General features: G+C 63.6%; 18 protein-coding genes, 1 tRNA gene and 2 CRISPR repeat arrays (1 of these 21 cut by a window edge). Of the genes, 16 read left to right on the top strand and 3 right to left on the bottom strand.

Annotated features, from left to right (window positions below; translation table 11 throughout):
- Positions 1-210: a CRISPR direct-repeat array (repeat unit 37 nt; unit sequence GTTTCAGTCCCCTACCAAGCGGGGCACGGCCTAAGAC) (it extends 246 nt beyond the left edge of the window).
- 251 nt (positions 211-461) lie between these two features.
- The 14 genes from cas1 to cas2e all read left to right on the top strand — a co-directional run bounded on the left by cas1 (position 462) and on the right by cas2e (position 17,797).
- Positions 462-2,414 (top strand): CRISPR-associated endonuclease Cas1, encoded by a 1,953-nt coding sequence (gene cas1, locus M4J39_RS04315; RefSeq protein ID WP_251726554.1) that lies wholly within the window; start codon positions 462-464, stop codon positions 2,412-2,414.
- Between the two features lie 8 nt (positions 2,415-2,422).
- Positions 2,423-2,710: a CRISPR-associated endonuclease Cas2 gene (cas2, locus tag M4J39_RS04310; RefSeq protein WP_251726553.1), complete on the top strand. Its 288-nt coding sequence runs from the start codon at positions 2,423-2,425 to the stop codon at positions 2,708-2,710.
- A gap of 10 nt (positions 2,711-2,720) precedes the next feature.
- On the top strand, positions 2,721-3,692 hold the full coding sequence (locus M4J39_RS04305) for a hypothetical protein (protein WP_251726552.1): 972 nt from the start codon (positions 2,721-2,723) through the stop codon (positions 3,690-3,692).
- 1,505 nt (positions 3,693-5,197) lie between these two features.
- On the top strand, positions 5,198-7,318 hold the full coding sequence (locus M4J39_RS04300; RefSeq protein WP_251726551.1) for a hypothetical protein: 2,121 nt from the start codon (positions 5,198-5,200) through the stop codon (positions 7,316-7,318).
- Positions 7,319-7,349: 31 nt separating this feature from the next.
- Positions 7,350-8,156: a hypothetical protein gene (locus M4J39_RS04295; RefSeq protein WP_251726550.1), complete on the top strand. Its 807-nt coding sequence runs from the start codon at positions 7,350-7,352 to the stop codon at positions 8,154-8,156.
- On the top strand, positions 8,156-8,881 hold the full coding sequence (locus M4J39_RS04290) for a hypothetical protein (RefSeq protein WP_251726549.1): 726 nt from the start codon (positions 8,156-8,158) through the stop codon (positions 8,879-8,881). Before M4J39_RS04295 ends, M4J39_RS04290 begins: the two co-directional genes overlap by 1 nt.
- A 99-nt stretch (positions 8,882-8,980) precedes the next feature.
- On the top strand, positions 8,981-11,608 hold the full coding sequence (gene cas3, locus M4J39_RS04285; RefSeq protein ID WP_251726548.1) for a CRISPR-associated helicase Cas3': 2,628 nt from the start codon (positions 8,981-8,983) through the stop codon (positions 11,606-11,608).
- A gap of 182 nt (positions 11,609-11,790) precedes the next feature.
- A complete protein-coding gene (locus tag M4J39_RS04280) occupies positions 11,791-13,272 on the top strand; it encodes a hypothetical protein (RefSeq protein WP_251726547.1) in 1,482 nt (493 codons plus the stop codon).
- The gene (gene casB / locus M4J39_RS04275; protein WP_251726546.1) at positions 13,265-13,795 is read left to right on the top strand and encodes a type I-E CRISPR-associated protein Cse2/CasB; all 531 of its coding nucleotides are present in this window, start codon (positions 13,265-13,267) and stop codon (positions 13,793-13,795) included. The genes M4J39_RS04280 and casB overlap by 8 nt, the downstream gene beginning before the upstream one ends.
- A 39-nt stretch (positions 13,796-13,834) precedes the next feature.
- Complete coding sequence (gene cas7e / locus M4J39_RS04270) at positions 13,835-15,037, top strand: type I-E CRISPR-associated protein Cas7/Cse4/CasC (protein ID WP_251726545.1); 1,203 nt, start codon at positions 13,835-13,837, stop codon at positions 15,035-15,037.
- A 4-nt stretch (positions 15,038-15,041) separates the two neighbouring features.
- Complete coding sequence (cas5e, locus tag M4J39_RS04265) at positions 15,042-15,770, top strand: type I-E CRISPR-associated protein Cas5/CasD (protein WP_251726544.1); 729 nt, start codon at positions 15,042-15,044, stop codon at positions 15,768-15,770.
- Positions 15,767-16,513 carry a type I-E CRISPR-associated protein Cas6/Cse3/CasE gene (gene cas6e, locus M4J39_RS04260; RefSeq protein ID WP_251726543.1) on the top strand — a complete coding sequence of 249 codons (747 nt, stop codon included), beginning with the start codon at positions 15,767-15,769 and terminating at the stop codon, positions 16,511-16,513. Before cas5e ends, cas6e begins: the two co-directional genes overlap by 4 nt.
- An 11-nt stretch (positions 16,514-16,524) precedes the next feature.
- Entirely contained in the window at positions 16,525-17,505 is a 981-nt protein-coding gene (cas1e, locus tag M4J39_RS04255) for a type I-E CRISPR-associated endonuclease Cas1e (protein ID WP_251726542.1), read from the top strand.
- Positions 17,483-17,797, top strand: coding sequence for a type I-E CRISPR-associated endoribonuclease Cas2e (gene cas2e, locus M4J39_RS04250; RefSeq protein ID WP_251726541.1), 315 nt, complete (start codon positions 17,483-17,485; stop codon positions 17,795-17,797). Before cas1e ends, cas2e begins: the two co-directional genes overlap by 23 nt.
- Positions 17,798-17,883: 86 nt before the next feature.
- Positions 17,884-19,376: a CRISPR direct-repeat array (repeat unit 24 nt; unit sequence CCCCGCCCACGCGGGGATGAACCC).
- 207 nt (positions 19,377-19,583) lie between these two features.
- Here the strand turns inward: cas2e and M4J39_RS04245 are convergent.
- Positions 19,584-19,931: a hypothetical protein gene (locus M4J39_RS04245; RefSeq protein WP_251726540.1), complete on the bottom strand. Its 348-nt coding sequence runs from the start codon at positions 19,929-19,931 to the stop codon at positions 19,584-19,586.
- 190 nt (positions 19,932-20,121) lie between these two features.
- Between M4J39_RS04245 and M4J39_RS04240 the strand changes: the two genes are divergently transcribed.
- Together M4J39_RS04240 and M4J39_RS04235 are read left to right on the top strand one after the other, a co-directional pair.
- Positions 20,122-20,496, top strand: a complete 375-nt coding sequence (locus M4J39_RS04240; protein WP_251726539.1) for a hypothetical protein — start codon at positions 20,122-20,124, stop codon at positions 20,494-20,496.
- 193 nt (positions 20,497-20,689) lie between these two features.
- Positions 20,690-20,770 (top strand) — tRNA-Gln (locus tag M4J39_RS04235).
- A 74-nt stretch (positions 20,771-20,844) separates the two neighbouring features.
- Here M4J39_RS04235 and M4J39_RS23025 read toward each other — a convergent pair.
- Positions 20,845-23,313, bottom strand: coding sequence for an ATP-binding protein (locus M4J39_RS23025; RefSeq protein WP_251726538.1), 2,469 nt, complete (start codon positions 23,311-23,313; stop codon positions 20,845-20,847).
- Positions 23,310-24,056 (bottom strand): response regulator, encoded by a 747-nt coding sequence (locus M4J39_RS04225; RefSeq protein WP_251726537.1) that lies wholly within the window; start codon positions 24,054-24,056, stop codon positions 23,310-23,312. The genes M4J39_RS23025 and M4J39_RS04225 overlap by 4 nt, the downstream gene beginning before the upstream one ends.
- Positions 24,057-24,124: the final 68 nt, after the last annotated feature.

The raw sequence follows: 24,124 nt of genomic DNA, 5'->3' as shown, positions 1-24,124 counted from the left end.
CTCAACTGTTCTGGCGCGAGCAGTGCACGCTATTTAAGTTTCAGTCCCCTACCAAGCGGGGCACGGCCTAAGACCATTGGCTGCGCTTGGGCGGCTTCGACTACGTTTCAGTCCCCTACCAAGCGGGGCACGGCCTAAGACGCGAAATGGCCCTGCGGGCCGAGTGGGCTGAAGTTTCAGTCCCCTACCAAGCGGGGCACGGCCTAAGACCGCATGTCTGTAACCAACCACAAACCAATAAAAACACAAGCCCGATCTATGGAGGTCGACCATTTCTCGACGGTCCCGGCACAGCGAAACGCTGGAGGGCGCTTGCGGCTGTGGAAAATCCTTATGGACCAAAAGGATGCTCCATTTCCACGGAGGTTCGCGTCACCATTGCGCGCTTTCTTCGTGTCAAGAACAACCCGATTGTCCATCTTTCGTCCGGCCAATGGCCGTCGGTGGGAGGAGGAACGCCGATGGTGAAGCGCCTGACCGGTCTTTTCGAGCAAATCGCCGAGCCGACGGCGCTGACGCTGGCCTTCGCCCGTGTGCGGGAAAACGCTGGCGGCCCCGGTGGCGACGGGGTCAGCATAGACGCCTTTGCCAAGCGCCTGGCGAACGAGGTCGTGGCGCTGACCCATGAGCTGATTTCTGGCGAATATGTTCCGCGCCGCGCGCGGCCTGCCCAGATGCCCAAGAAGAGCGGTGGCTTTCGCAAGCTCTCGATCCCCGCGGTGCGAGATCGCGTTGTTCAGACGGCAGCTTCGACGCTGCTGGTTGCCGGCCTCGACCGGGAGATGGAGGATGTGAGCTTCGGCTATCGGCCGGGGCGATCGGTGCAACAGGCGGTGCGCATGGTGGACAAGCACCGGCGCGACGGCTTCCGTTGGGCGGTCGACGCGGACATCCGATCCTATTTCGACAACGTGCCGCATGATCGTCTCATCGCCAAGCTGGAGGCGCATGTCGATGACGGGAGATTCGTCGACCTCATCAGCTTGTGGCTCGAAGCTTATGGTGCAGCAGGGCGGGGACTGCCGCAAGGCTCACCCGTGTCGCCTGTGCTCGCCAATCTCTATCTCGACGCGATGGATGAGGCCTTCCGGGATCCGGCCCTTCGCCTGATCCGCTATGCCGACGACTTCGTGATACTGGCCAGATCGGCTGCCGACGCGGAGGCCGCCAAGGACAAGGCGGCGCGACTTTTGAAGAAGGAAGGTCTCGAGCTCCATCCTGAAAAGACCAAGATCGTGCCGTTCAACCGTGGCCTGCGCTTTCTGGGGCATCTGTTCGTGCGGTCGCTGGTGGTCGCGGACCCCTGGGACGAGGCGCCGACCGAGACCGTGGATTCACCTCCATCTGGAGCCCCGGCACCGGACAGTTCAGGCAAGGACGATGAACAGCGCTCCGGCACTCCCCCTCGCTGCCGGCGCGTTCTCTACCTTGCCATGGCCGGCACCCGCGCGGACACGGGCACCGGCGAGTCCATCGAGGTCAGCGAGGACGGGCACATGCGGCTGCGCCTCAAGGCGCATTTGCTGGAAAGGGTCGAGGTCCATCCCGATACCGATATTTCGTCGGATGCGCTGAGAGCGTTGCTCGCGGCTGGCGTGCCGACGGTGTTCGTCGACGGGCGCGGCGAGGCGCTGGGGTCGGTGGCGCCACGCGAGGGCATCAATGGCGTGCTGCACCTTGCCCAGGCAAGGACCATTCTGGACGAAGCGCGGCGTCGGCAGCTCGCCGAGGTGATCGTCGAGGCTCGTATCCACAATCATCGCGCTTTGCTGCGTCGCCTGAACCGCCAACGCAACGACACCGCAGTGGTGCAGGCCTGCGAGGAGATCAACCGCATCCTCCGCAAGCTGCCGGGCGCCGAGGCGGTTTCCAGCCTGATGAGCTATGAGGGTGCTTCGGCCAAGGTCTATTGGCGGGTGCTGGGCCGCTTCCTGCCCGAGGGTTGGGTGTTCGAGCGGCGTGGCCGTCGTCCACCGGCGACGCCATTCGACGTCATCCTGTCGTATCTCGCGACGCTGGTGACCAACGAGGTCGAACGCGCCGTTTTCGCAGCCGGTCTGCACCCAGGTTTTGCGATCCTGCATGCCAGCAAGAACGAGTCGTCGGCTTGCGCGACGGATCTTGTCGAGGAGTTTCGCGGGCCGGTCGCCGAGAGCTGCGCGGTGACGCTCGTCGCGCAGAAGGCGGTCAATATCGATGGCTTTTCCCGCGATCGCGGCCTCGGCTGGACGATGGAGGCGGAAACGCGCGACGCCATCATTCGCGCCTATGAGCGAACGCTGGCGAGGCCCGTCAAAGATCCCGCCGGCGCCTCCTCCGTGCCCTGGAGAGGCATGATCGAGCGGCAGGTGCGTCGTTTCGCGGGCGCGATCAAAACTGGCGAACCCTATGTTCCCTATCGTATGGACTATTGAGGCCTTTCATGCCACGAGCCGCCATGTTCACGGTCTTTGCCTACGATATCTCCGACGACGCCAAGCGGCGTCGAGTGGCCGGGATGCTGGAGGAGCGCGCCGTGCGGGTTCAGAACTCGGTGTTCGAAGCCTGGATGACGCAAAAGGAAGCCAAAGCCATGGCCATCAAGGTGGAAGCGGTCCTTGCAACCGGCGATAGTCTGCGCGTCTATGCGATCGGTCAGGCCGGGCTGGCGCGCTGCCGGACGTTCGGCGCGCCGGCCATCGTGGACGCGCCTACCTTTCTGATTGCCTGAGAGACTTGGGATGAACGACCTTGAAACCGCGGACTGGGCCACATGTGCTCCCTTGCTATCCGGGCCAGCTCTGCGCTCCTTCCTGGCAGCGCCCCATCCCGGGGTGGGTATCGACGTCATCGCCCGTCAATGGCGATGGACAACGATCTCCCTGTCGCTGGCCGGAGATTTCTCCAGCTTGGAGGGGCACGACGTTGCGAGACGCATACGGGGGGCGCTCTGGCCCGTCCTGAAGCGACATGCGAGCAAGGAGGCGATCGACGGCTTGCCCTGTCCCCGCCAGCCGCTCAGCATGCTCGACCTCTTGTGGAACGATCATGGCAAGGTCACGCGGGCGCGCGATGTTCCCCGCCCGTTTGTGACGCGCGCCCAAGTCGACCGGGATGGTGGCTCCAGCCGCGCCGTGTTCCAGATCATCCTGTTCGGCATAGCCTGCTGCTTTGCCGACCGCCTGATGCCACTTCTGCTCGAAGTCTTTGCCTATGGCGTGGGGCGGGATGGCGAGAGACCCAACTGGCAGGTTCTCGATCAGCAGGTCGAGACCGAGAGCGAGGTCGCGGCTGTCGTCGACGCCAGGATCGATCAAGTGCTGATGGTCCTGAAGAGTCCGATCATCCTCAAGCGCGACGGGACGGCGGCGAGCGATTGGCATGGCTTGTTGCCGGGCCTAGTCGATCGCATCGAGGGGTTGGCGCTTTGGCATGGTTTGCGGCTCGATTGCGATTTCACGGCCGTCAAGAACGATGCGCGGGCCACTCGCGTTTACGATGGCGGCATCGTTGAGACGAGGTGGGAGCGGCGTTCGACGCGCCATTGGCACGAGATACCCATGCAGGATCGCCGCGGCCATCTTGTGCTGGAAGGACCGCTCGACAGGCTGGTGCCCTACCTGCTGATTGGCGAGACAGCACAGATCGGCCATGATACGAGACATGGGCACGGATGGTATGGCGTGGAGCTCTGGGGCGACGATGCCGGCTGAAACCTCCGTGGATCCGTGCTAGTGTATTGTTCCGAAAAGGCTATTTTCATCTCGATCTGCGGCATGGAGGCTGATTTGTGCAAAACACCCTCGAACAATAGCGCCGTCCTGAGATTTGTCTTGAGTTTCCGTGATTTTGTGGTTGGTTACAGCTAGGCGGTTCGAAGCTGCTCCCCGCATGGTAGGGGACTGAAACGCTGGCGGACTTTGACATCCGTCAGAGTGATGGCTCGGTTCGAAGCTGCTCCCCGCATGGTAGGGGACTGAAACCTCGAGCTTCAGCTCGGCATTGCGCTTGGCGAGGGTTCGAAGCTGCTCCCCGCATGGTAGGGGACTGAAACCATGTGGTTGTCGCAATATAGGCTCCTTTCAGGTTCGAAGCTGCTCCCCGCATGGTAGGGGACTGAAACGCACGGACGGCTCGGCCTTGGCCGGAGCCGCCTTCAGGTTCGAAGCTGCTCCCCGCATGGTAGGGGACTGAAACGATGATCTCATCCACGGAGGTGGCCTGGCTCTCGTTCGAAGCCGCTCCCCGCATGGTAGGGGACTGAAACCTCATCGCCGCCTGAAGGTGATCTTTGAAGTTCGGGTTCGAAGCCGCTCCCCGCATGGTAGGGGACTGAAACCTCCAACGGTAGCGTTGGGCGCTGGCTTCCAGAGTTCGAAGCCGCTCCCCGCATGGTAGGGGACTGAAACGATGTGATGTAGGACGTCATGCAGATGTCGTTCGGTTCGAAGCCGCTCCCCGCATGGTAGGGGACTGAAACGCGGGTGCTGAGGCCGCGCGAACACGTGCCAGGTTCGAAGCCGCTTCCCGCATGGTAGGGGACTGAAACCGCTGGCAAAAAGCGAGAAATGTCTCACGGCTCCGTTCGAAGCCGCTCCCCGCATGGTAGGGGACTGAAACATAGGCTCCTTTCAGGAAACTCTCATTTGCACTAGTTCGAGCCGCTCCCCGCATGGTAGGGGACTGAAACCCCGCACGAATGACGGCCGACGCGATGTAGGTCGAGGTTCGAAGCCGCTCCCCGCATGGTAGGGGACTGAAACGCCCATGAGGGTGGCTGTCATCCCCTCAGATTTGTTCGAAGCCGCTCCCCGCTTGGTAGGGGACTGAAACCTGATCATCCACAGCGCCCACCCGAACCAGTGCTTGCGAGTTCGAAGCCGCTCCCCGCATGGTAGGGGACTGAAACTGGCAAGCCGATAGGGAAGCTCCTTCTGGAGAGTTCGAAGCCGCTCCCCGCATGGTAGGGGACTGAAACGGCCCGCAACCGATACTGCGGAAGATGGTGTAGATGTTCGAAGCCGCTCCCCGCATGGTAGGGGACTGACACCTTGCGTAGCTGAAGCACGTGTTGGCCATATAGTCTGAGGCCGCGCCCCGCTTGATAGGGGACGCGCTTTCCGATGCTCCGGCGTCGGTAGTATCTCTCAAATTGTTTGCATTGATTTTGACACGTTAAGAATACTAGCTTCGGTTGAAGCTTTTGGGGGAGAGGCGCGTGTCGCATACCGGTCGCCCGTCATACGAAATTAAGCTGTCCCAGTTTCGCCAGATCCTCATCTGGCCACTGGCCCTGGCGCTTCATCCCGATGGGGAGGACGACGTCCGCCACAAACAGGGCATTAGCGTCGCCGATCTGGTGGACCGGCTCGATGGCAAGCTCGCCCAACAGTCGGACCTGTGGGAGCAGGTGTTGGACCTGTCCGATCACGCGGGCAAGCCGGGGCGGACGCGCAGGCCGCCGGACAGACGACGTGAAGACACGGATGAAGCCTATACAAACAAACTGGACAAGTGGCGCGGCGCTGTCGACAATCTGGAGAAGACGGCAGATCGCGCTCAAGCCTACGGCGAGTTCGTCTATTTCTATGACTTCCTGCAGAGGACGCTGTTTGGTGACAGCGAGGTAGCGCCGTTCAAGTTGTGGCGGCGAAAAGGGATCGACGGGATAAGGTTCAAACTCCGTCTCAATGCCAGCGGCAGCCGGGATGTGGTTTACCAGGCGGACGTGCGGCGGCTGAACCTTTATACCTTCTCAACCGGTGCGGCGATCGTTGCCGTGGAGGTCGATTTTGGCCAAGATCCTCGGGTGGTGTCGGATGAGTTGCAGGTCGGTGTCGAAAAGCGGCGCATGACGCTGGAAGACGCGCTGAGCATCAATGATCATCTTCGGCGAGTTTACACGCCCTTCTTTGCTGTCCATGACAATGGTGAGGTTGTCGCGAGCCGGGTTCCCATCGAGTTCGAATGGCTAAAACGCACCGATCACGGCATGGAGCCCGTTGGTTTTGGTTGTCTTGCCTGCGGCGAGAAGATTGCGCGCACGGGAGCCTTCACGCCCGACGGTCTTGAAGCGACGCTTGAACAGACCGGGTTGTCGAGCTCCGATACATCGTCACGACGCGCCAATCGTGCTGTTCCCGTTTTTGACTACTGGCGCCATGCGCTATGGCCGATAGTCTTCGAGGGAGGGAGCGCGACGAAGGACGACCTGCCGGTCTGGCGTCATGTGGTCGACGAGCGGGTGCCCCTGATGAGCTTCGTTGGCATAACCGGAGCGGCGCATGCCCTGGGAATCGGCCCTTCACCGGCGGCGAATTACGAGGTTGCCCAACGCTACGATCTGGCCTTGATCTCCCGTGGGGACTGGATACGGCTCTGCTTTGCCGACGAGGCGGGCAACGACCCCATGCCCTACAATCCCCGCTTCCTTGAAGATTTCGAGAAGAAGCATTGCTACGACCGATTCATGGCCAGCGAGGCCACAGATTCCGCCTCGCGCCTGCTGCTCGCCAGCTACCATTTCGCGATCGTCGGTTCCGGGCGCTTCTTCGACGAAACCATCGTGCATCATTTCCGGCGTCACTATTTCCAGATGATGCTGCTCGCCAACATGGAGTTTGCCTCGCTGCTGGCGACCTCCAGCCGAATTTCGGTGGCGGTCGACAGCCTCAGCCAGGCGGACCGGCAGAGCACTGAGCTCTCCATGAAGAAAAAGGCCGAACGCAGCGCCAAGGCAATGGTGCGTTTCGGACATGAACTGCAGAAAATCCAGCATGACTTCCTGCGCTTCGTTCACCGTTTTCGCTTCGTCGGCGTTTCGAACCAGATTCAGCCGACCGAAATCTTCGATCAGTTGCGCGGCGTGATGAAGCTCGAGAGCCTCTATGTGGACGTCAAGGACGAACTGGCCGCCGCCGTCAGCTTCACCCACACGGTAGAGCAGGGCCAGATCGCCAAAAGCGGCATGGGCCTGACGGCCGTTGCCACCATCGCCGCCGCCATTGGCCTGGCGCTGACCTTCCTGAGCTTGGGCGCGATCTCCAATCCGTTGCAGCTCATCGATTGGGTGGCGGCAGGGCAGGCGCCTGCTGGTCAGGCTCCTGCCTTGAGTGTCATGAGCGCCTTGTATCGGTGGCTCTGGGCGCTCGGGCCTATTTCCATCGTTACCTTGCTTTTCCTGGCCCTGACCAAGGCATTCGTATGGGCAATCAATCGAAGATTGCATGAAGATACGGGCGAGCGGCTGATCGGCGGATTTCTCAACTATCTCATGCTGGGTAGCGGTCTTTTCGCTTTCGCCTTCCTGATCTGTCTAGGGCTGCATGTTCATGCCTGAAGCTGAAGGAAGGTCGCGGGCGAGCGACGGCGTGAGGTTCTTCCTCGGCGGCAGGGATCTTGAGATGATCGAGGTAGCCGCTCTTCTTCGCGAAGCCGGTTTCGAGGATCGCATTGCCGACAAGCGGCTGGCCTGGGGGGCGGCAGCCTCGTCCTATCTTCCGGAAATCCGAGCGGCAATTGCCGCCGGGGAAACACCTATTCTGGTCGAACTTGCATATGACCTTCCGGACGACATCGAGCGGTCGGCTGTCATCGAGATCGACCATCACGGACCAAGGGCCGGCGTTGGCCAGCCCTCCTCACTCCGTCAGGTGTTCGATCTCTTGAGGGGCAGGGGTGCCCCGGTCGAATGGACGCGCCGACGCACGCTGGTGGAGGCGAATGATATTGGTCACGCGCGTGGGATGCGCTCGGTCTGTGCCTCTGCAAGCGAGATCCGAAAGATCCGCGATGACGATCGGGCCGCTCAGGGCATAACCTCGGACATCGAGGCCATGTCGCGACGCGCCATCGCCGCATCCCGCCGGGAGGGGGGGCTTCTCGTCGTCGACACGGAGGCGCGGACTGCCTCGGCCATCATGGACTTCCTGCTGCCGGAGTATGGTGGCCCCGATCGCGAAGAGGCGGATACCCTGGTCATCATGCCGCAAAGCGTAGCCTTCTTCGGCCGCGGTTCGATCATTGATGCTTTGAAAGCGACTCCCGGCTGTTGGTATGGTGGCGCGCTTCCGGAAACGGGGTTCTGGGGGGCGCCTCGCCACGCCATTGACGATGTTGGCGCCTTTTCTCGACGGCTTGCGGACATGATTGAAAGAACACACGCGGGACGCAGGTAATGGTGTGCACTATCGCTGAGTTGCTGTCGACCCGTGGCGTGAGCTTCAACGGTCCGAGTATCGATCCGCAGGAGATGCAGTCGCGCGCCAGGCTGACCCGCTTGATCGGCGAGAACTACCAGGCCTTCGAGATTGCCCGAAGCATTCTGTTGCAGCGCAGGAGTTCCGACAATCCAGGCCCGCAGGTGCTGAGTTTGTTGGGCGCCATAGAGAGAGAGGGAGTCGCGAAGCGAAGTGGCACGGGTTGGTTCCTCGGAGCCGCCTCTATGCGCTATGTGCGCGGTGGTTGGCTTGAAGAATATGCCGCGCTGGCCGCTTTGCAGGCCAAGGCTGACGAAGTGCGGGCCGGCCAGGTGCTGCGTTGGGTCTCCGGCCCTTATGACGGCATCAACGAGGTCGATGTCATCGCCCGGTTCGGCGAGCGGCTGGTCTTTGCTTCATGCAAAGCTTTGTGGTCGCGCTTCGAAATTGGCGACGAAGCGCAGCGCGAGCGGCTGACCTCAGCTCTTCATGAGGCCGACAACACGCTAGATCATTTTGGCGGCGAAGATGACAGAACCGCGCTGGTGGTTTCGACCGATCTCTATGACGAGCGACGCGATCTTCCGCGCTATCGCCAACTCCACGGCAAGGCACACGCTCTCGATGTAGCGCTCATCACGCTGGAGGATTTCCATTTCTCTTCACTTGTCCGGCGGTTTGAAGAGCTCGGACAATTGGCTTAGTCGCTCCGGTTAGCGTTCTTTTTGGCTTTCAGCGAATTCCGCACGGTCTTTCTCTCTTATCCGTTGAGTTCTGCTTGGCTCGACACTGGAAGGACGTGAATGCCCCGTTCTGAAAACTCCCTTCCTTCCCCGGCCTGGGGTAAGCTAGGCACCGACGGCAGCAGTCAGGATCTCCGCGACCATTGCCGTGACGTCGCTGCGATTTTTGTGGCCTTGTGCCGTCTGCCGGGTATCCGAACCCGCCTCAGCCGGCTCGCCGATGTGGACCAACTTTCGGACATCTCGATCGAAAGGCTTGGCTGGTTTGTGTTTCTACATGACCTCGGCAAGGTCAACGCAGGTTTCCAGGCCCGGCGCTTTCCCGGCGCGCCAATGGTCGGGCACGTCGCGCCGATCCTTGGCCTCTACGACGACATCTGCGCCCTGGTGGCAAAAGGGCTCGACAACTGGGGAGATGACGCGCAGCTTTCGGACCTGTTCCACGCGGTGCTCTCGCACCACGGCAAGCCGTGGGCCGAAGATCCGACAAACCCGGACCAGAACCTGGTCCTTGGGTATCGCCGGCACTGGCGTCCGGATGGCGCCTACGATCCCTGTCGCGAGCTGTATCGGCTGCGCCGCGCCGCCGACCTCCAGTTTCCCGCTGCCTTCGATGCGTCGGCGCCGACGCCCCTTGCATCGCCGTTGATCCATGCCGTGGCGGGCTTGGCCATGCTCGCCGACTGGATTGCCTCCTCGGACTGGCAGAACAGCCCGCCCGCCGATCGACTGTCGGCCTGGGCCGAGGCTTGGCTCGTTCGTATCGGGCTCGACGCCATTCCATGGCGAACACGCTTGCCGGAGGAACTGGATTTCCGCGCCACATTCGGCTTTGCGCCAACATTGGCCCAAGCGGCCTTCGCGTCCGCCCCCGGAGCGCTCGCCATCCTCGAGTCCGAGACCGGTTCCGGCAAGACCGAGGCTGCCCTCTGGCGCTTCGTCATGCGCTTGCGCGCCGGCGCGGTCGACGGGCTGTATTTCGCATTGCCGACCCGAACGGCGGCGGCGCAGCTTCACGGCCGAGTGGAGCGGCTGGTGCGAGCCCTCTGGCCGGATGGTCCACCGGCCGTCGTTCTCGCCGTTCCGGGATACCTCGATGACAGCGGCGCCGGAGGCTTGCCCGACGCGCGTGACGCCCAGGATGAGACCGAAGGCGACGCGCGCCAGCCGCCGACCTGGGCGCACCAGCATCCGAAGCGCTACTTCACCGGGCTGATCGGCGTCGGCACCATCGATCAGGCCTTGATGTCGGTTCTCAAGGTGAAGCACGCCGAGATGCGCGGCGCGGCGCTGATGCGGCTGATGCTGGTGATCGACGAGGTGCATGCGTCGGACGCCTACATGAGCGCTCTCACCGAAGAACTCCTCTCTGATCATTTAGCCGCCGGTGGCGAGGCGGCGCTGCTCTCGGCGACACTCAGCGCGCGCATGCGTGTTCGCTACGCTTCGATCGGCCACGCCGCCCACGGCAATCTGCGGGCCGCCGAAACTGTCCTTCCCGATCTCGAAGCGGCAACGCGTCTGCCCTATCCGGCGATCACCGCCAATACCCGCCTCGGTGGCGAGGTGATCGGCATTGCCGCGAGTGGTCGCGAGAAGCGTGTTGCGCTCGAGGTCGCGAGCCTTATCGACGACGCTGAAGCCGTCGCGGAGCGGGCGGCGCTGTCCGCGGCCGAGGGCGCCAAGGTGCTAGTGATCCGAAATACCGTTTCCGCCGCCATCGCGACGCAACAGGCGCTCGAGCGCAGGCTCGGCCCGGCTTCGCCGTTGCTGTTCCGGGTGGAAGGCGTGCCAACCCTGCACCACGGGCGTTTCGCCCGCGAGGACCGGCTGTTGCTCGACCGTGCGGTGGAGGTGGCAGTCGGCAAGGCGCGTCCACCCGGGGGGCGCGTCATCGTGGGGACCCAGACGCTCGAGCAGAGCCTTGATATCGATGCGGATTACCTCATCTCGGACCTTTGCCCGATCGACGTGCTGTTGCAGCGGCTCGGTCGCCTGCATCGGCATGCGAGCGAGCCTGACGGCGAACGGCGCAAAAGGCCGGCTATCTTTCTCGATCCGAATGCGCTGGTGCTCGTCCCGCCCGGCGACCTCGGCGATCTCCTGAGCGGCCGGCGGCGCGGTGTCGACAGCCACGGCCTCGGGCCGATGAAGGATAAACGGGGAGGGGCGCGCGGCATCTATCCCGATGTCGTCGTTCTGGAGCTGACGCGGCGCCTTCTGATCGGCCGGCCGCTCTGGACCATTCCAGCCGACAATCGAGACCTCGTCGAGCGAGCGCTGCACCCCGAGGCGCGCGAGGCACTGGTCGAGAGCGTGCCGGACGAAATCCGCGACCTCTGGCGCCAGCACTGGAGCGAACTTGAGGGGGGAGCGTTCGCCGATGGCGGCACGGCGCGCGGCGCCTGTCTCCGGCGCGACAAGCCGTTCATGGACCACTGCAACTGGATCGATCCCGAGGAGCGAGCCGCTACGCGCCTCGGTGACGCCGGTCCGATGATCGACCTTCCGGAGGGCACGATCGGGCCGTTTGGCAAGACTGTGCGTCGGCTAGTAATTCCGCACTGGTGGCATGCAGACGTTGCAGAAACATCACTTATGCGAGTGGACAACGGCGAAATTCAATTTGAACTTGGCGAGACCCAGGTCTTGTATGGGAGGCACGGCCTGCTACGCAGGGAGGCGTGATGATTGCGTTCAACCTCCTCGATACACCTCTTATCACATCATCCGATCCGTCGGGGCTGAACAGATCCCGGCGGACTTTGCCGGGAACCCTCGCCGCTTTGGTGTGCGGTGAAATAGGCGATTTCAGCCGCCTTCGTCCGCACCAGCGACACGTTTGGCACGCGCTCCTGGTTCAGCTTGCGGTGCTGGCTCTGACGAGAGCCGGGCGGACCGATCTGCCGGAGGACGAGGAGAGCTGGCGCGCTCTGCTGCTCTCGCTCACCCCAGATGATCCCGACTGCGCAGCCTTCGCCCTGATCAGCCCGCCGGACCGGCCAGCCCTCCTTCAAGCGCCGGTGCCGGGCGGCAAGCTGGCCGGTTTCAAGCCTGTCGATACGCCGGATGAACTCGACATGCTGGTCATGTCGAAGAGCCACGATATCAAAGCCGGTGCCCTGCCGGCGGACGATGCAGAACTCTGGCTCTATGCACTCGTCAGCCTGCAGACGCAGGAGGGCTTCCTTGGCGCCGGCAACTACGGCATTGCCCGCATGAACGGCGGCTTCGCCAGCCGGCCTGGTTTCGGTGGGACGAGAGATCGGCTGTCGGGAGACAGCTTCGTTGCCGACTGCCGCCGCGCTCTGGAGAAGCGGGCCGAGTTGTCGATGGCCCTCGGCTACCTGCCGCAGGGCGGCATCGCGCTAACTTGGTTGCTTCCCTGGGACGGCGCCACGTCCCTGCGGCTCGATCAGCTCGATCTCAACTTCATCGATGTCTGCCGGCGCGTGCGCCTGGTCGAGCGAGGTGGCAGGCTCGTCGCCCTCGCCATCAGCACCAAGGCGCCCCGTATCGAGGCTAGGGCAGCCAAGGGCGACACCGGCGACCTCTGGACGCCGGTAATCGTCGACAAGGAGGGGCGAAAGGCCTTCACCGCCGACGCCCGCGGCTGGTCCTATCAGCAGCTTGTCCGCCTGATGTTTCCGCAGATGAACAAGAAGGGCGAAACGGTGGTGCCATCGCCGCTACAGTCGCTCGACGATCTCGATGCCGATGGAGACCTCGTCATGCTTGGCCGGGTGCTGGTGCGCGGTCAGGGCAAGACTGAGGGCTATCACGAGCGCCGTGTGCCGATTTCGCGACTGGTGTCGGCTGGTTTCGGTCGCCGCCCCAAGGAGACCGATGAGATCGCCGCCATAGCCCGTGATCGGGTGCAGGATGCCGGCGCCTTTGCCCGCCAGGTCCTGTTTCCCGCGCTGATGGCGGTGTTCTCCGGTGCTCCGCGCAGCGAGGCAGGAGAGCGCACACGAGATGACGATACGACGAAGTCGCGGGCGGGCGACGCAGGTGGCCGGTTCGATACACTACTCGACGTTCATTTCTTCGATGATCTCGCCGATGAGGTCGAGGTGGTGGGGGACAAGGCGGCCATCGAGCGTGTTCGTGCCGACTGGATCAGGAACCGCCTGTTCTGCATCGGAACGCGTGTGCTTGGAGACGCCATCGCCGCTGCGCCCGATGCCGCCGCCCGTCACTGGCGGATTCGCGTTGCCGCCGAGGACGTTTTCAACGCCTGTTTCCGCAAGCAGTTCGGCAACCGGCTCGCCGCGGCCGACCAGCCCATGCCCGCCTACCGCTGGGCCGATCTCGACGCCGAACTTGCCGCCGAGGAGATGCCCGATGACTGACGAAACCGCCGTCGTCCCCGACGAACCGAAGACCTCCCTCTTCTTTCGGCTGGCCGCCGTGATTGCCGGCGAAGCGCTCGGCCCGGGCGCCAAGGCCAGCCTGCGCCGCAACGATCCGGCCACCGTGCTCGGGCAGCCTGCCTTCCATCAGGCCTTGGCCAAGCAAGACATTAACATCCGCGAGGAAGAAGCGTTGGCCTGGGCAGCGATCGTGCAAGCCATCGCGCTCACCTCCGGCAACGGCTTTCAGTCGCGCAGTGGCAAGGCGCTGGCCGAGGCCGGACTTAGCGAAGTGCGCTTTTCCAAGCTGATGGCGGCCAGTGGCGACATGCTGATCGATCAGATCGGCATCCTCGCTCGCCATCTTGCCGCCAAGCAGGTCCCGGTCGACTGGACGGATCTTGCCAACCTGCTGCTCGCCGATCATCGGGGAGAGGTTGACGAGGTTGTCCGCCTGCGTTTCCGCATCGCCCAAGGCTACTACCGCGAACTCAACCGTGCCGAGCGTCCGTCCGCCGGCTGACATCTCATTCCGCTTGATCTCGTTTCCGGGGGGCTCCAAATGCCGTTGCCGCGTTTCATCCAGATCCACTCGCTCGTCTCCTATCCTGCCGTGCTGCTCAACCGCGACGACGCTGGCCTTGCCAAGCGCGTCAGTTACGGCGGATCGGTGCGCACGCGCGTCTCCTCGCAATGCCTGAAGCGGCACTGGCGCACCGCCGAGGACGACTGGAGCCTTCGTCATACCGGCCTCGAACTCTCCGTCCGTTCGCGCGAGATCTTCGAATACGAGATCGGTCCCGAGGTTGCCAAAGCGCTGCCCGGTGTCGACAAGGCGGCGCTCGCTGAGGTAGGCAAGGCGCTGTCGCGTGCCATCTACGGCGACAAGGCCGACGATGTGCGCAAACGGCAGGCGCTGTTGCTCGGTTGGCCGGAACTGCGCTTCCTCACCCAGGAGGCGATCGCCATCCTCAAGGACAATCCAACGGCCGAAGCTGCGGCCACCGCCGCCGAGGCCCGTTTCAAGGGCAAGGACGCCAAGGCGAACTTTGCCGCCATGAGGGAGAGTGCCGGCACGCTTGCCGCTGGCCTCGAGGCGGCGCTGTTCGGCCGGATGGTCACCTCCGATCCGAATGCCAACACCGACGCGGCCATACACGTCGCACATGCCTTCACCGTGCATGCCCAGGAGTCGGAGACCGACTACTTCACCGTGGTCGACGATCTAAAGAACCGCGATCCCGACGAGGATTCCGGTTCGGCCGGCATCTTCGACACCGAGCTCACTTCCGGGCTGTTCTACGAGTATGTGGTGATCGATGTGCCGCTGCTCGTCTCGAACATCACCGGTGTCCGGCCCGAGGGTTGGGCCGGGTCGGACGTCGATCGCGCGTTGCCGGCCAAGGTAGCTGAGCACCTGCTGCATCTCATTGCCACCATTTCGCCCGGCGCCAAGAAGGGCTCGACCGCGCCCTACGCCCGCGCGTCGACGCTGCTCGTCGAGGCAGGCAGCGCCCAACCTCGCTCGCTCGCCAAGGCTTTCGAGAAGCCGGTGCAGGCAAGGATAGGCCAAAGCCAGGGCACGCTGGCCGAACTGGCTCTGTTCGATGCCCTGAAGCGCTTCGACGGAATCTACGGCAAGAGCGAGACGCGCGCTTATGCATCCTTCGACGGCGCTGCATTTTCGGCACTTGCCGACGGGCCGCAATCGCTCGATGCCCTGGGCGGCTGGCTCAACGGGGTGATCAGCCGGGCGGAGGCCTGAGCCGATGGCCGCCGTGCTGCTACTTCGCCTGGAAGCGCCACTAGTCGCCTTTGGCGACATCATGATCGATGCCCACGGACCGGTTACCGATCTGCCTTCGGCATCGATGTTGACAGGTCTGCTCGCCAATGCTCTCGGCTGGCGTCGCGAGGATCGCGCCGCGCTGCAACGTCTTGAGGATCGTCTGATTCACGCTGCGCGCCTTGATCGCAGTGCCGGTCGTTTCACCGAGTTCCAGACCGCCAAGCTGGAAAAATCCGACCAGGGTTGGACGACGCGCGGCCGGCCGGAGGGAAGGGCGGGGGGCGATGGCAGCTATGTCGGCCCGCATCTGCGTTTCCGCGACCACAATGCCGACGTTTGCGTCCACGTCGCGCTGCGCCTCGAACCTGCCGATGAGCCACCTTTGCTGGCCGACCTTGCGGCTGCGCTGTCCCAGCCAGCTCGGCCGCTGTTTCTTGGCCGCAAGCCCTGTCTGCCGGCAGATCGGATCGCTGTCGGCATCGTCGGCGCCGACACGCTGCTCGACGCACTGCTGATCACGCCGCTCGCGGCTCGATCGTCCGATCGCATCCTCGTCGATCTTCCACGGTCGGAAGCGCCGCCCGAAGGCTTTCGTCGCGTCCATCGCTCCGACCGGCGCGACTTCCTGGCCGGCGTTCATACAGGTGACAGCATTCGCTTCGAAGGCAGCCTGCCGCGCCATCGTTTCGCCGAGGGGGCAGACCGATGACGCTCTACCTCATCTCGTTCCGCCCCGACTTCACCCGCCTGATGGCGCTGGCGGCGCGTGAGAAACTACTGCCGCCCGGCGGTGATCTCGGTTATGCGTTGCACGCCGTCATGGCGGCGAGTTTCGGCGATCTTGAGCCCAAACCCTTCCGTGCCTTCAGGCCGGGCGAGCCCGGTGGCGGTCCGTCCGGTCGGTTGCTCGCATACTCCTCGGCGCCGCTCGAAGCGTTGCGAGCCCACGCCACGACTTTCGCAGATCCAGCCTTCTCGGCGCCGCTTCAGCTCGATTCCGCCGAGGAGCGGCCGATGCCCAGCGGCTTTGCGGCCGGTAGCCGGCTCGGCTTCAACCTGCGTCTGCGCCCCGTTCAGCGCACCGGTGCTTCCTCCGATGGCCGCGAGAGGGCGCGGGAGCGCGACGTCTACAGCGGTTCAGCTACCGACGACGAGCCGGGTCGCCTTGGCCGCGTGCGCGCTTACACTGCCTGGCTCGACCGTCAGCTCGGCCACGACCGCGCAGCCCATCTGTTGACTGCCGAGGTCGACCGTCTTTGCCGCACGGGGCTGTTTGCCCGCAACCGCTCGGGGCAGGGCAATCGTAACCGCATGGTCGACGGTCCCGACATCACCCTTTCCGGCGTGCTGTCAGTGGTCGATTCCGCAGCCTTCGATGCACTCCTTGCCCGTGGGGTCGGTCGTTTCCGCGCCTTCGGCTTTGGCATGCTGCTGCTGCGTCCACCTGATTGAGGCCTTCGCTCATGCTTCTCGGTCGCCTCGGGCTTGAAACCGCCCGCCTGCCGCACAGCGACAGGCACGGCCTCGTGCTGCTGGATCGTGGTTCGCTCACTGTCGAGGACGGGTGCCTGCGCTTCGTCTCGGCGGGTGGTGGCGCCGTGGATCGGGGCGAATACACCATCCCGCACCAGTCGATCTCGCTGGTTATGCTAGGCCCAGGCTCGACGGTCAGCCACGACGCCCTGCGCCTGCTCGCCCGGCACGGTGCGGCGTTAGCTGCCGTTGGCGACGACGGCGTGCGTCTTTACACCGCCCCGCCGCTGATGCCGGACTTCTCCAACCTGGCTCGGCGGCAAACCGAACTCTGGTCGGACGCCAATCGTGGCCGACTTGATGTTGCCCGTCGTATGTATGCCTTCCGTCTCAAGGAGATCCTGCCTCATCGCGACATCGCCGTCCTGCGTGGCATCGAGGGGGCCCGCGTCAAGGCGCTCTATGCCAATCTCGCCCAGCGCTTCGCCATCAAGTGGAATGGCCGTCGCTACGATCGATCCAATCCGCTGTCGGCCGATCTCCCCAACCAAGCGATCAACCACGCCGCCAGCGCTGTCGAGGGAGCCGCCGCCATCGCGGTCACTGCCACAGCGACCATTCCGCAGCTCGGCTTCATCCACGAAGACTCAGGCCAGAGCTTCGTGCTCGACATTGCCGATCTTTTCCGTGACGACGTCACCATCCCCTGCGCCTTCCGTGCTGTGGCCGCCCAGAAGAAGGCGCCGCAGGAGTCCATCGAACGCCTTACCCGCCGCATCACCGGTGAGGCACTGCGCAAGGAGGGGATCATCGCTGCCATGATCGATCGCATCAAGACACTGTTCGAGCCGGTCGACGAGCAAGCGCCAGCCGCACGTGCGCGTAAGCGGGCGCCGGCCGACCTATCCGGCCTTGCCAACGACAGCGGGGAGGGAGGAGGCGATGCCGATGACCGTTCTGGTGACCCGTGATGTTCCGGATCGTTATCGCGGATTTCTCGCGTCCGTGATGCCTGAGGTTGCGCCGGGTGTCTATGTTTCCCCCGAGCTCAGCCGCGCAGTGCGCGAACGTGTTTGGACCGTCCTGAGCGATTGGTGGGGAACGATGCCGGGTGGCTCTGTCGTCATGTCCTGGAAGGACAAAACGACAACCTCTGGCCTCGGCCTCGAGGTGCTTGGTCTGCCACCGGTCTCGCTGGTCGATCTCGATGGTCTCCTGGTCGTCCGCCGTGACAGTCGGCAAGCCAGCGCGGTTCCGGACTAAGCCGACGTTGCCGGTCGTTGGGATCAAGATTCGGCTTGACCCTGTTCTTTGAAATCGTGGATAAACTCAACGGGTTCGCACCAAGAGGCTCCCCCGCCCACGCGGGGATGAACCCTGATGACCCGGCGCTTTCATGTTGTGCATTGCGGCTCCCCCGCCCACGCGGGGATGAACCCGTGTCGAATACCGCCCGGCTGGGGGTAAACAGGGCTCCCCCGCCCACGCGGGGATGAACCCGATTTCCTGGACGACGCCGGGCACCCGGATGTGGCTCCCCCGCCTACGCGGGGATGAACCCGTGTCGGTCGGCTACTCGATCGACAAGGTTCGGGCTCCCCCGCCCACGCGGGGATGAACCCGGCATGATAGACTCTGGCGGCAGCGCGCCCAGGGCTCCCCCGCCCACGCGGGGATGAACCCTTGAGATAGAGCTCCACCACCTTGTCGAAGGTGGCTCCCCCGCCCACGCGGGGATGAACCCGCCCTTCCCCGGATATCGAACCGCAGTTTCGGGGCTGCCCCGCCCACGCGGGGATGAACCCATCATCACCACTTCACGCGGTTTCCCGCCACGGGCTGCCTCGCCCACGCGGGGATGAACCCTCTCCCTCGGCGCCGACAGCCACACACCAGTCGGCTGCCCCGCCCACGCGGGGATGAACCCGCTATTGGTGTAGTCGTAGAGATCCGCCTTGTGGCTGCCCCGCCCACGCGGGGATGAACCCTGATTGACGCGCTCCTTTGGAACATCGAATGGGGCTGCCCCGCCCACGCGGGGATGAACCCGCCAACGCGCTGCTAGGCCCAATCATAGAGGCGGCTGCCCCGCCCACGCGGGGATGAACCCCGCAGGAAAGCCCGCTCGATGGCAACGACGCCGGCTCCCCCGCCCACGCGGGGATGAACCGAGACCTGTCTGCTTATCGCACGGTCTCCGGCGGGCTCCCCCGCCCACGCGGGGATGAACCCGGGGCAATGCGAGACCGCCGGCGCGATCGACGGGCTCCCCCGCCCACGCGGGGATGAACCCGCCGTCTGGCACTTGAGGCCGACAATCTCCCCGGCTCCCCCGCCCACGCGGGGATGAACCCACCATGGCTCGCATCGCCAGGGGCTTCAAGCGGGCTCCCCCGCCCACGCGGGGATGAACCCCGCATCTGCCAGTCTGCGCGGCGGTCGCCGCGGGCTCCCCCGCCCACGCGGGGATGAACCCGCTTCCAGCGACACGCCCACCAGAGGGATGACGGCTCCCCCGCCCACGCGGGGATGAACCCTGACGGACATGGCGATCCTCCACCTCCACGAGGGCTCCCCCGCCCACGCGGGGATGAACCCCGACGACCGTCAGTCTGAGGGGCGCAAGTATGGGCTGCCCCGCCCACGCGGGGATGAACCCTCCACCACGAGCGTTCCGCCGCGGTAGATGACGGCTGCCCCGCCCACGCGGGGATGAACCCAGCAGCTCCCGCACCCCGCTCGACCAGTCAAAGGCTCCCCCGCCCACGCGGGGATGAACCCTGCAGCGGGCAAAGGTGCTGTTCGCGGCCGGCGGCTGCCCCGCCCACGCGGGGATGAACCGGAAGCCGTGCTCGTGTCCAGAGTAAAAACGAGGTTGATCCGCCCATGCGGGGCAGATTCCGTCTTCTGGCTGTTTGTGTTGTCTCGCCGTGTGCGTGGGCACTTAAGTGGATGAACTACCTTCTGGTCGTTTAGCCCGGTTTCGGAGATCGACCGGACACTTCGCATCAGCAAAGAGTGTTCGGCAGGCGGTTGCGTAGTGAGGCCGTCATGGATGGCGCGCCAGTTGGATAGATTTCCCGCAAGTAATCCAGCCAGAATCGTTCGCCCGGGACAACTCTGGGCTCTGAAATGCATCTGCCAAGGAGCTTGCGAGTTCTTCGCCAAACCAGTCTGTCAAAGCGAGCGCCCAAAGACGTTTGCGCTCGCACTGAAGGCTTTCTGCGAGCCGATCAACCCTATCGAGCGGAAGCCTCTGCTCCGAACTCATGATCCGCTCGAATGTCGTGACGCTCTCAAAACCACAAGAGGCAGAGACATCGGAAGCGTTCATGTTCTTTAGAAGTATCGCATCAAGAACGAAAGCCGAAACCAAATAAGTCTCGTTCTGTCGCATTCTAATACTCCATTAATTCGCTTCGTTCTGTGTATGTGATTTATATATATCTGTTTTATTTTTGGATGTGCATGTTCGGTTGTAAGTAAGTGCTTATTTAGGTTCACCACAGTGTTGTTTATATTTTGGATGTGTCGTTATATTTCTTAGTCGGTGAGTTTTTTGGTGAAGATCTGGGGGCGCTCGTCACATGATAGCAAAAGAACAAGATTCCCATCCGACCGAAGAAAAACCACAGGTTGATATCGACATATGGAGAACCCTTAAGAACGCGCTTCGGTTCGCGATCCCGGATGAGGATGTAGAGATTTCTGAAAGTGAGCTCCGACACATGTTGCGCTTTTTTATGGAGCAAATAGAGAAAAGCGGCTTGAGAGTAGTCCCCATGGCGCCAACGACCAAGATGCACCTGGCCATGAAGCGCGCGCTCGATGAAGGTATGGGCGGGGCTACCTATTGGGTGCGGCAGCGCACGAAGCAACGTTGGCGCTACCAAGCGGCAATGAACGCCGCTCCCAACTGGCGTAATGGCTACGAACAGGAGAAGCTCTGCGCTGACAAATGAGACTACGTCTGGGCCACCGGCACACCAAGCCCAGCGCGTCGCCGATGCCCCTCAACAGCCGAGATCAAACAGGCGCGGTGTAAGGTAAGGCGAGAGTCGACACCGTCATGAGGTCTGAGCAAAAGGCTGCCAGCAAGGTTTGACAAAACGCCGCTAAGTGATTGATTCTGTCACGTCGGTTTGACAGGGTATCTGGGATAATGAGTTGAATTAACAGGGAAAAATTCGGACTCTGACTCCGTTCGTCTTGGTTCGAATCCAGGTCCCCCAGCCAATCTCTTTTTTCCAAGAAATATCATTCGCTTAGGCGGCTGTGGTCGGCTCGTTGGGCTTGGGTTTCCCAATCTCTCAGCCCAGCAGTTTGTCGAGTCTGAGCGGTTTATCGGATAGTATGAGTCTGTTTCCGTATCGGCTTCCCAGCGGGGAGACCTCGGGCAAGTGACCTGAGACGACGAAGACGGCAGTGGCGGGGTCACGGGCGAGTGCCTGTTCGGCGACCTGCCAACCCGTGGGTTCGTTGCCGAGATGCAGGTCCGTGATCACCGCGTCGAAGCGCTGTTCGCCTTGCAGGCGCTCGAGCGCCATGGCCGCGCTCGTGCAGAGCGTCACCGTGGCTCCGGCTTCCACCAACAGCTTCGTCGCTTTCGCGGCATCGGCCGGGTCGTCCTCCACCAGCAGTATCCTTTGCCAGGGGAGGGACGACGCGGGCAGCTCCTGCGTCTTTTCGCTGCGCGGCAGGATGAGTCGCACGGTGGTGCCGACCCCTTGCTGTGATTCGATCCGGACATCGCCGTCGGACTGCCGGATGAAGCCATAGACCATGGCAAGCCCCAAGCCGGTGCCCTTGCCGTCGGCTCGGGCGCTGAAGAACGGCTCCATGGCGTGGGCCAGGATGTTCGGCGCCATGCCGAGGCCGGTGTCCTCGATCGTGAGGACGGCGTCGCGCCCGTCATTGGATGGAGCGAGAGCGATGGCGATTCTTCCGCTGTCGGGAATGGCCTGGGCGGCATTGAGGCAGATGTTGATGATGGCGCTTTCCAGCTGTCCGGCGTCGACGCGGACGAAGAGCTCCTCGTCGGCCGGCTGGACGCTGAGGGTGATATTGTCCCGCAACGTCAGATAGATCAGGTCGGTCAGCCCCTCGACAAGCTCGTTGAGCTCGACGAGTTCGGGTTCGAGGTGCTGACGACGGGCGAAGGCGAGCAGCCGCTGGGTGAGCGACGTGCCGAGCTCGACGGCGCTGGCGATCGACTGGCGCAGCTCGCGGCCGCGTTCGGGAGAGGCGGCTTCCAGCATGTGCACGCTGCTGGAAATGGTCGAGAGAATGTTACCGAAGTCGTGCGCCACCTCGCCGGAAATCTTGGCGAGCCCTTCGATGCGCTGGATCTGCTGCATGCGATCCTGGAACTGCCGGCGCTCGGTCGCGTCGGAGAACAGGGCCACCGCGCCGCCAGCCGGCAGGGCCCTGTCGCGGCGTTCGATGGTTCGGCCATCGGGATCGGTCAGCTCGGCGTAGTCCGACGCGGTGGTGGTGGCGCGCCAGCCTTGGGCCTTGAGCAACTGGTCGAGGTTGACTGGCCCCGCAAGGCTGGACGGTGGCAATCCCAGAACCTCCGCCAGGCGGTCGTTGGTGGCGGTGATGCCGCCTCCGGGAGCCAGCACCGCAACGCCGTCGGACATGCCGAGCACCATGGTTTCCCAAAGGGTCGTCTGGCGGATGCGCTGACGATGCGCCCGGTCGAGCCGGATGGCGTTGGCCCGAAACACCCGAAAGGCGCGGAGCAGCTTGCCGATCTCGTCGCTCTTGCCGTAGCTGCGCGGCAGCGAGCTGGCACGATCGCCGGCGGCAAGGCGCATCATGCCGTCGGCGATGGCCGAGAGGTTGGCGGTGACATAGCGGGCAACGAACTGGGCCGTGAACAGGGCGATGGCGGTGCCGATCAGCATGACGACCAGGATCGTGCTCTTGGCGACCGAGATCATGGTGGTCGTGTTGGTCAGTTCGCTGGCGATTTCCTTTTGGGCTGTGGCGGTGACGGCCGCTGCGTAGGCGCTGACGATCTCGGCACCTATGCGAATGCGCACCAGGGCGTTGGCCGCCGCGATGCGATGGGCGAGTTCCCGCCGCCGGAGCTCGAACAGCCCGTTGTCGCCTTCGGCAAACGCGGCCAGTCTGTTGCGCGCCTCCCGCCCGCTGTCGGTGGCAATGGGCGACAGTCGCTGTTTGAGGCCATGGAACTCGCGTTGGAACTCACCGAGGCCGATCAGGTTCTCGGCCCGACCTGCTCCGAGGAGCGTGGAGGCAATGCGCTGAAGCGTCAGCCAGTCGCCGCCTTCGTAGAGCGATTGCCCGACTGTCCCCGTCCGGAGGGCAAGACTGCGCTCCTCGCGCGCCACTTCGGCGTTGAGGCGCAGGATTCGGTCGAGCAGTGCGGAGCGGGATTGGGTGGCCGCGAGAAGATCGAGCACCGCCTGACGCATCTTCTTGAGATCGTCGGCGATCCCCGGCTGCAGATCGGGGCGCCCCTCGATGTTGGCGATCAGCGCGATGACGTGTTCCCCCTCCTGATGGACGCGAAAGGGGCTGTCGAGGGCCAGGAGGAACGGCATGCGCGTGGCGAGATCGGCCGCGTCGCTGGACAGGTGGAGCGCGTCGTCCACCTCAGCCAGCGTGCCGGTGTTCAGCGTCTTGAGGCGGTCTTGGCCGCTTTCGAGCGTGATCCAGGCTATGGCGCCGGCAAAGCAGGTCAGCAGGGCAAGGATCGCCAAGGCGGACTGCAGGCGGGTGCGAACCGACAGGCTGGCGAGCGCTTTCACGGTTCGCTCCGGGAGGTCGTCACGAAGATGTAGCCTTGGCCGCGCCGGGTCTGCAGGTATACCGGCTTGGACGGAACGGTCTCGATCTTGCGGCGCAGCCGCAGGATCAGGACGTCGATGGTTCGGTCGACATAGGTGGACAGGTCGCTGCCGAGCTCCTGGAGAAGCTCGACGCGCGGAATGATGCGGTCTCTGTTCCGAACCAGATACTCCAGCAGCCGGTACTCGCCATTGGTGAGCGGTATCTCGCCGCCATCGGATGCGAGGAGTTCCCGCCGCGTCAGGTCGAGCGTCATGCTGCCGAATGTCTCCATGTGGTGCGCGGATCGGTCGGTGGCCGGCGCCTTCCATCCGGAGCGCCTGAGGACCGCCCTCAAGCGGGCGAGCAGCTCGCGCGGGTTGAAGGGCTTCATCAGGTAATCGTCGGCGCCCGTCTCAAGCCCTTCTATGCGGTCGGTTTCGGTTCCCCAGCCGGTCAGCATGACGATGGGGATGCCGAGCCGAGCTCTGATTTCCATCGCCAGATCGAGCCCGGATTCGCCGGCAAGGTTGAGATCGATGAGCGCGAGGTCCAGTCGCGGCGGCGGGTCGAGGCGGCGGTAGGCATCCGCGTCGCGAAGCGGCAGCGTCGCAAAGCCGTTCTCGCCCAGCAGGGCCGTCATCGTGCCGCGCAACTCGTCGTCGTCGTCGATGATCGCGATGGTGGCCCCATCGGAGGCCGGCGGTTCGTTTTCCTCTGTCATGATCCATCAATCACCGATGTGCCGCGCTTCGGAAATTCGCCGTCAGTCGCGGTTACCCGCTTTGCCGG

Origin of the sequence: Pleomorphomonas sp. NRK KF1 (assembly GCF_023721755.1) — a bacterium.
Classification (GTDB): domain Bacteria; phylum Pseudomonadota; class Alphaproteobacteria; order Rhizobiales; family Pleomorphomonadaceae; genus Pleomorphomonas.
This window is presented reverse-complemented; position numbering and strand designations above follow the sequence as displayed.

Coding starts and splice junctions, on each gene's coding strand:
- cas3 (WP_251726548.1), top strand. CDS start 8,981: ATGCCCCGTTCTGAAAACTCCCTTCCTTCCCCGGCCTGGGGTAAGCTA.
- M4J39_RS04305 (WP_251726552.1), top strand. CDS start 2,721: ATGAACGACCTTGAAACCGCGGACTGGGCCACATGTGCTCCCTTGCTA.
- cas2 (WP_251726553.1), top strand. CDS start 2,423: ATGCCACGAGCCGCCATGTTCACGGTCTTTGCCTACGATATCTCCGAC.
- casB (WP_251726546.1), top strand. CDS start 13,265: ATGACTGACGAAACCGCCGTCGTCCCCGACGAACCGAAGACCTCCCTC.
- cas2e (WP_251726541.1), top strand. CDS start 17,483: ATGACCGTTCTGGTGACCCGTGATGTTCCGGATCGTTATCGCGGATTT.
- cas5e (WP_251726544.1), top strand. CDS start 15,042: ATGGCCGCCGTGCTGCTACTTCGCCTGGAAGCGCCACTAGTCGCCTTT.
- cas6e (WP_251726543.1), top strand. CDS start 15,767: ATGACGCTCTACCTCATCTCGTTCCGCCCCGACTTCACCCGCCTGATG.
- cas1e (WP_251726542.1), top strand. CDS start 16,525: ATGCTTCTCGGTCGCCTCGGGCTTGAAACCGCCCGCCTGCCGCACAGC.
- cas1 (WP_251726554.1), top strand. CDS start 462: ATGGTGAAGCGCCTGACCGGTCTTTTCGAGCAAATCGCCGAGCCGACG.
- M4J39_RS04245 (WP_251726540.1), bottom strand. CDS start 19,931: ATGCGACAGAACGAGACTTATTTGGTTTCGGCTTTCGTTCTTGATGCG.
- M4J39_RS04290 (WP_251726549.1), top strand. CDS start 8,156: ATGGTGTGCACTATCGCTGAGTTGCTGTCGACCCGTGGCGTGAGCTTC.
- M4J39_RS04240 (WP_251726539.1), top strand. CDS start 20,122: ATGATAGCAAAAGAACAAGATTCCCATCCGACCGAAGAAAAACCACAG.
- M4J39_RS04225 (WP_251726537.1), bottom strand. CDS start 24,056: ATGACAGAGGAAAACGAACCGCCGGCCTCCGATGGGGCCACCATCGCG.
- cas7e (WP_251726545.1), top strand. CDS start 13,835: ATGCCGTTGCCGCGTTTCATCCAGATCCACTCGCTCGTCTCCTATCCT.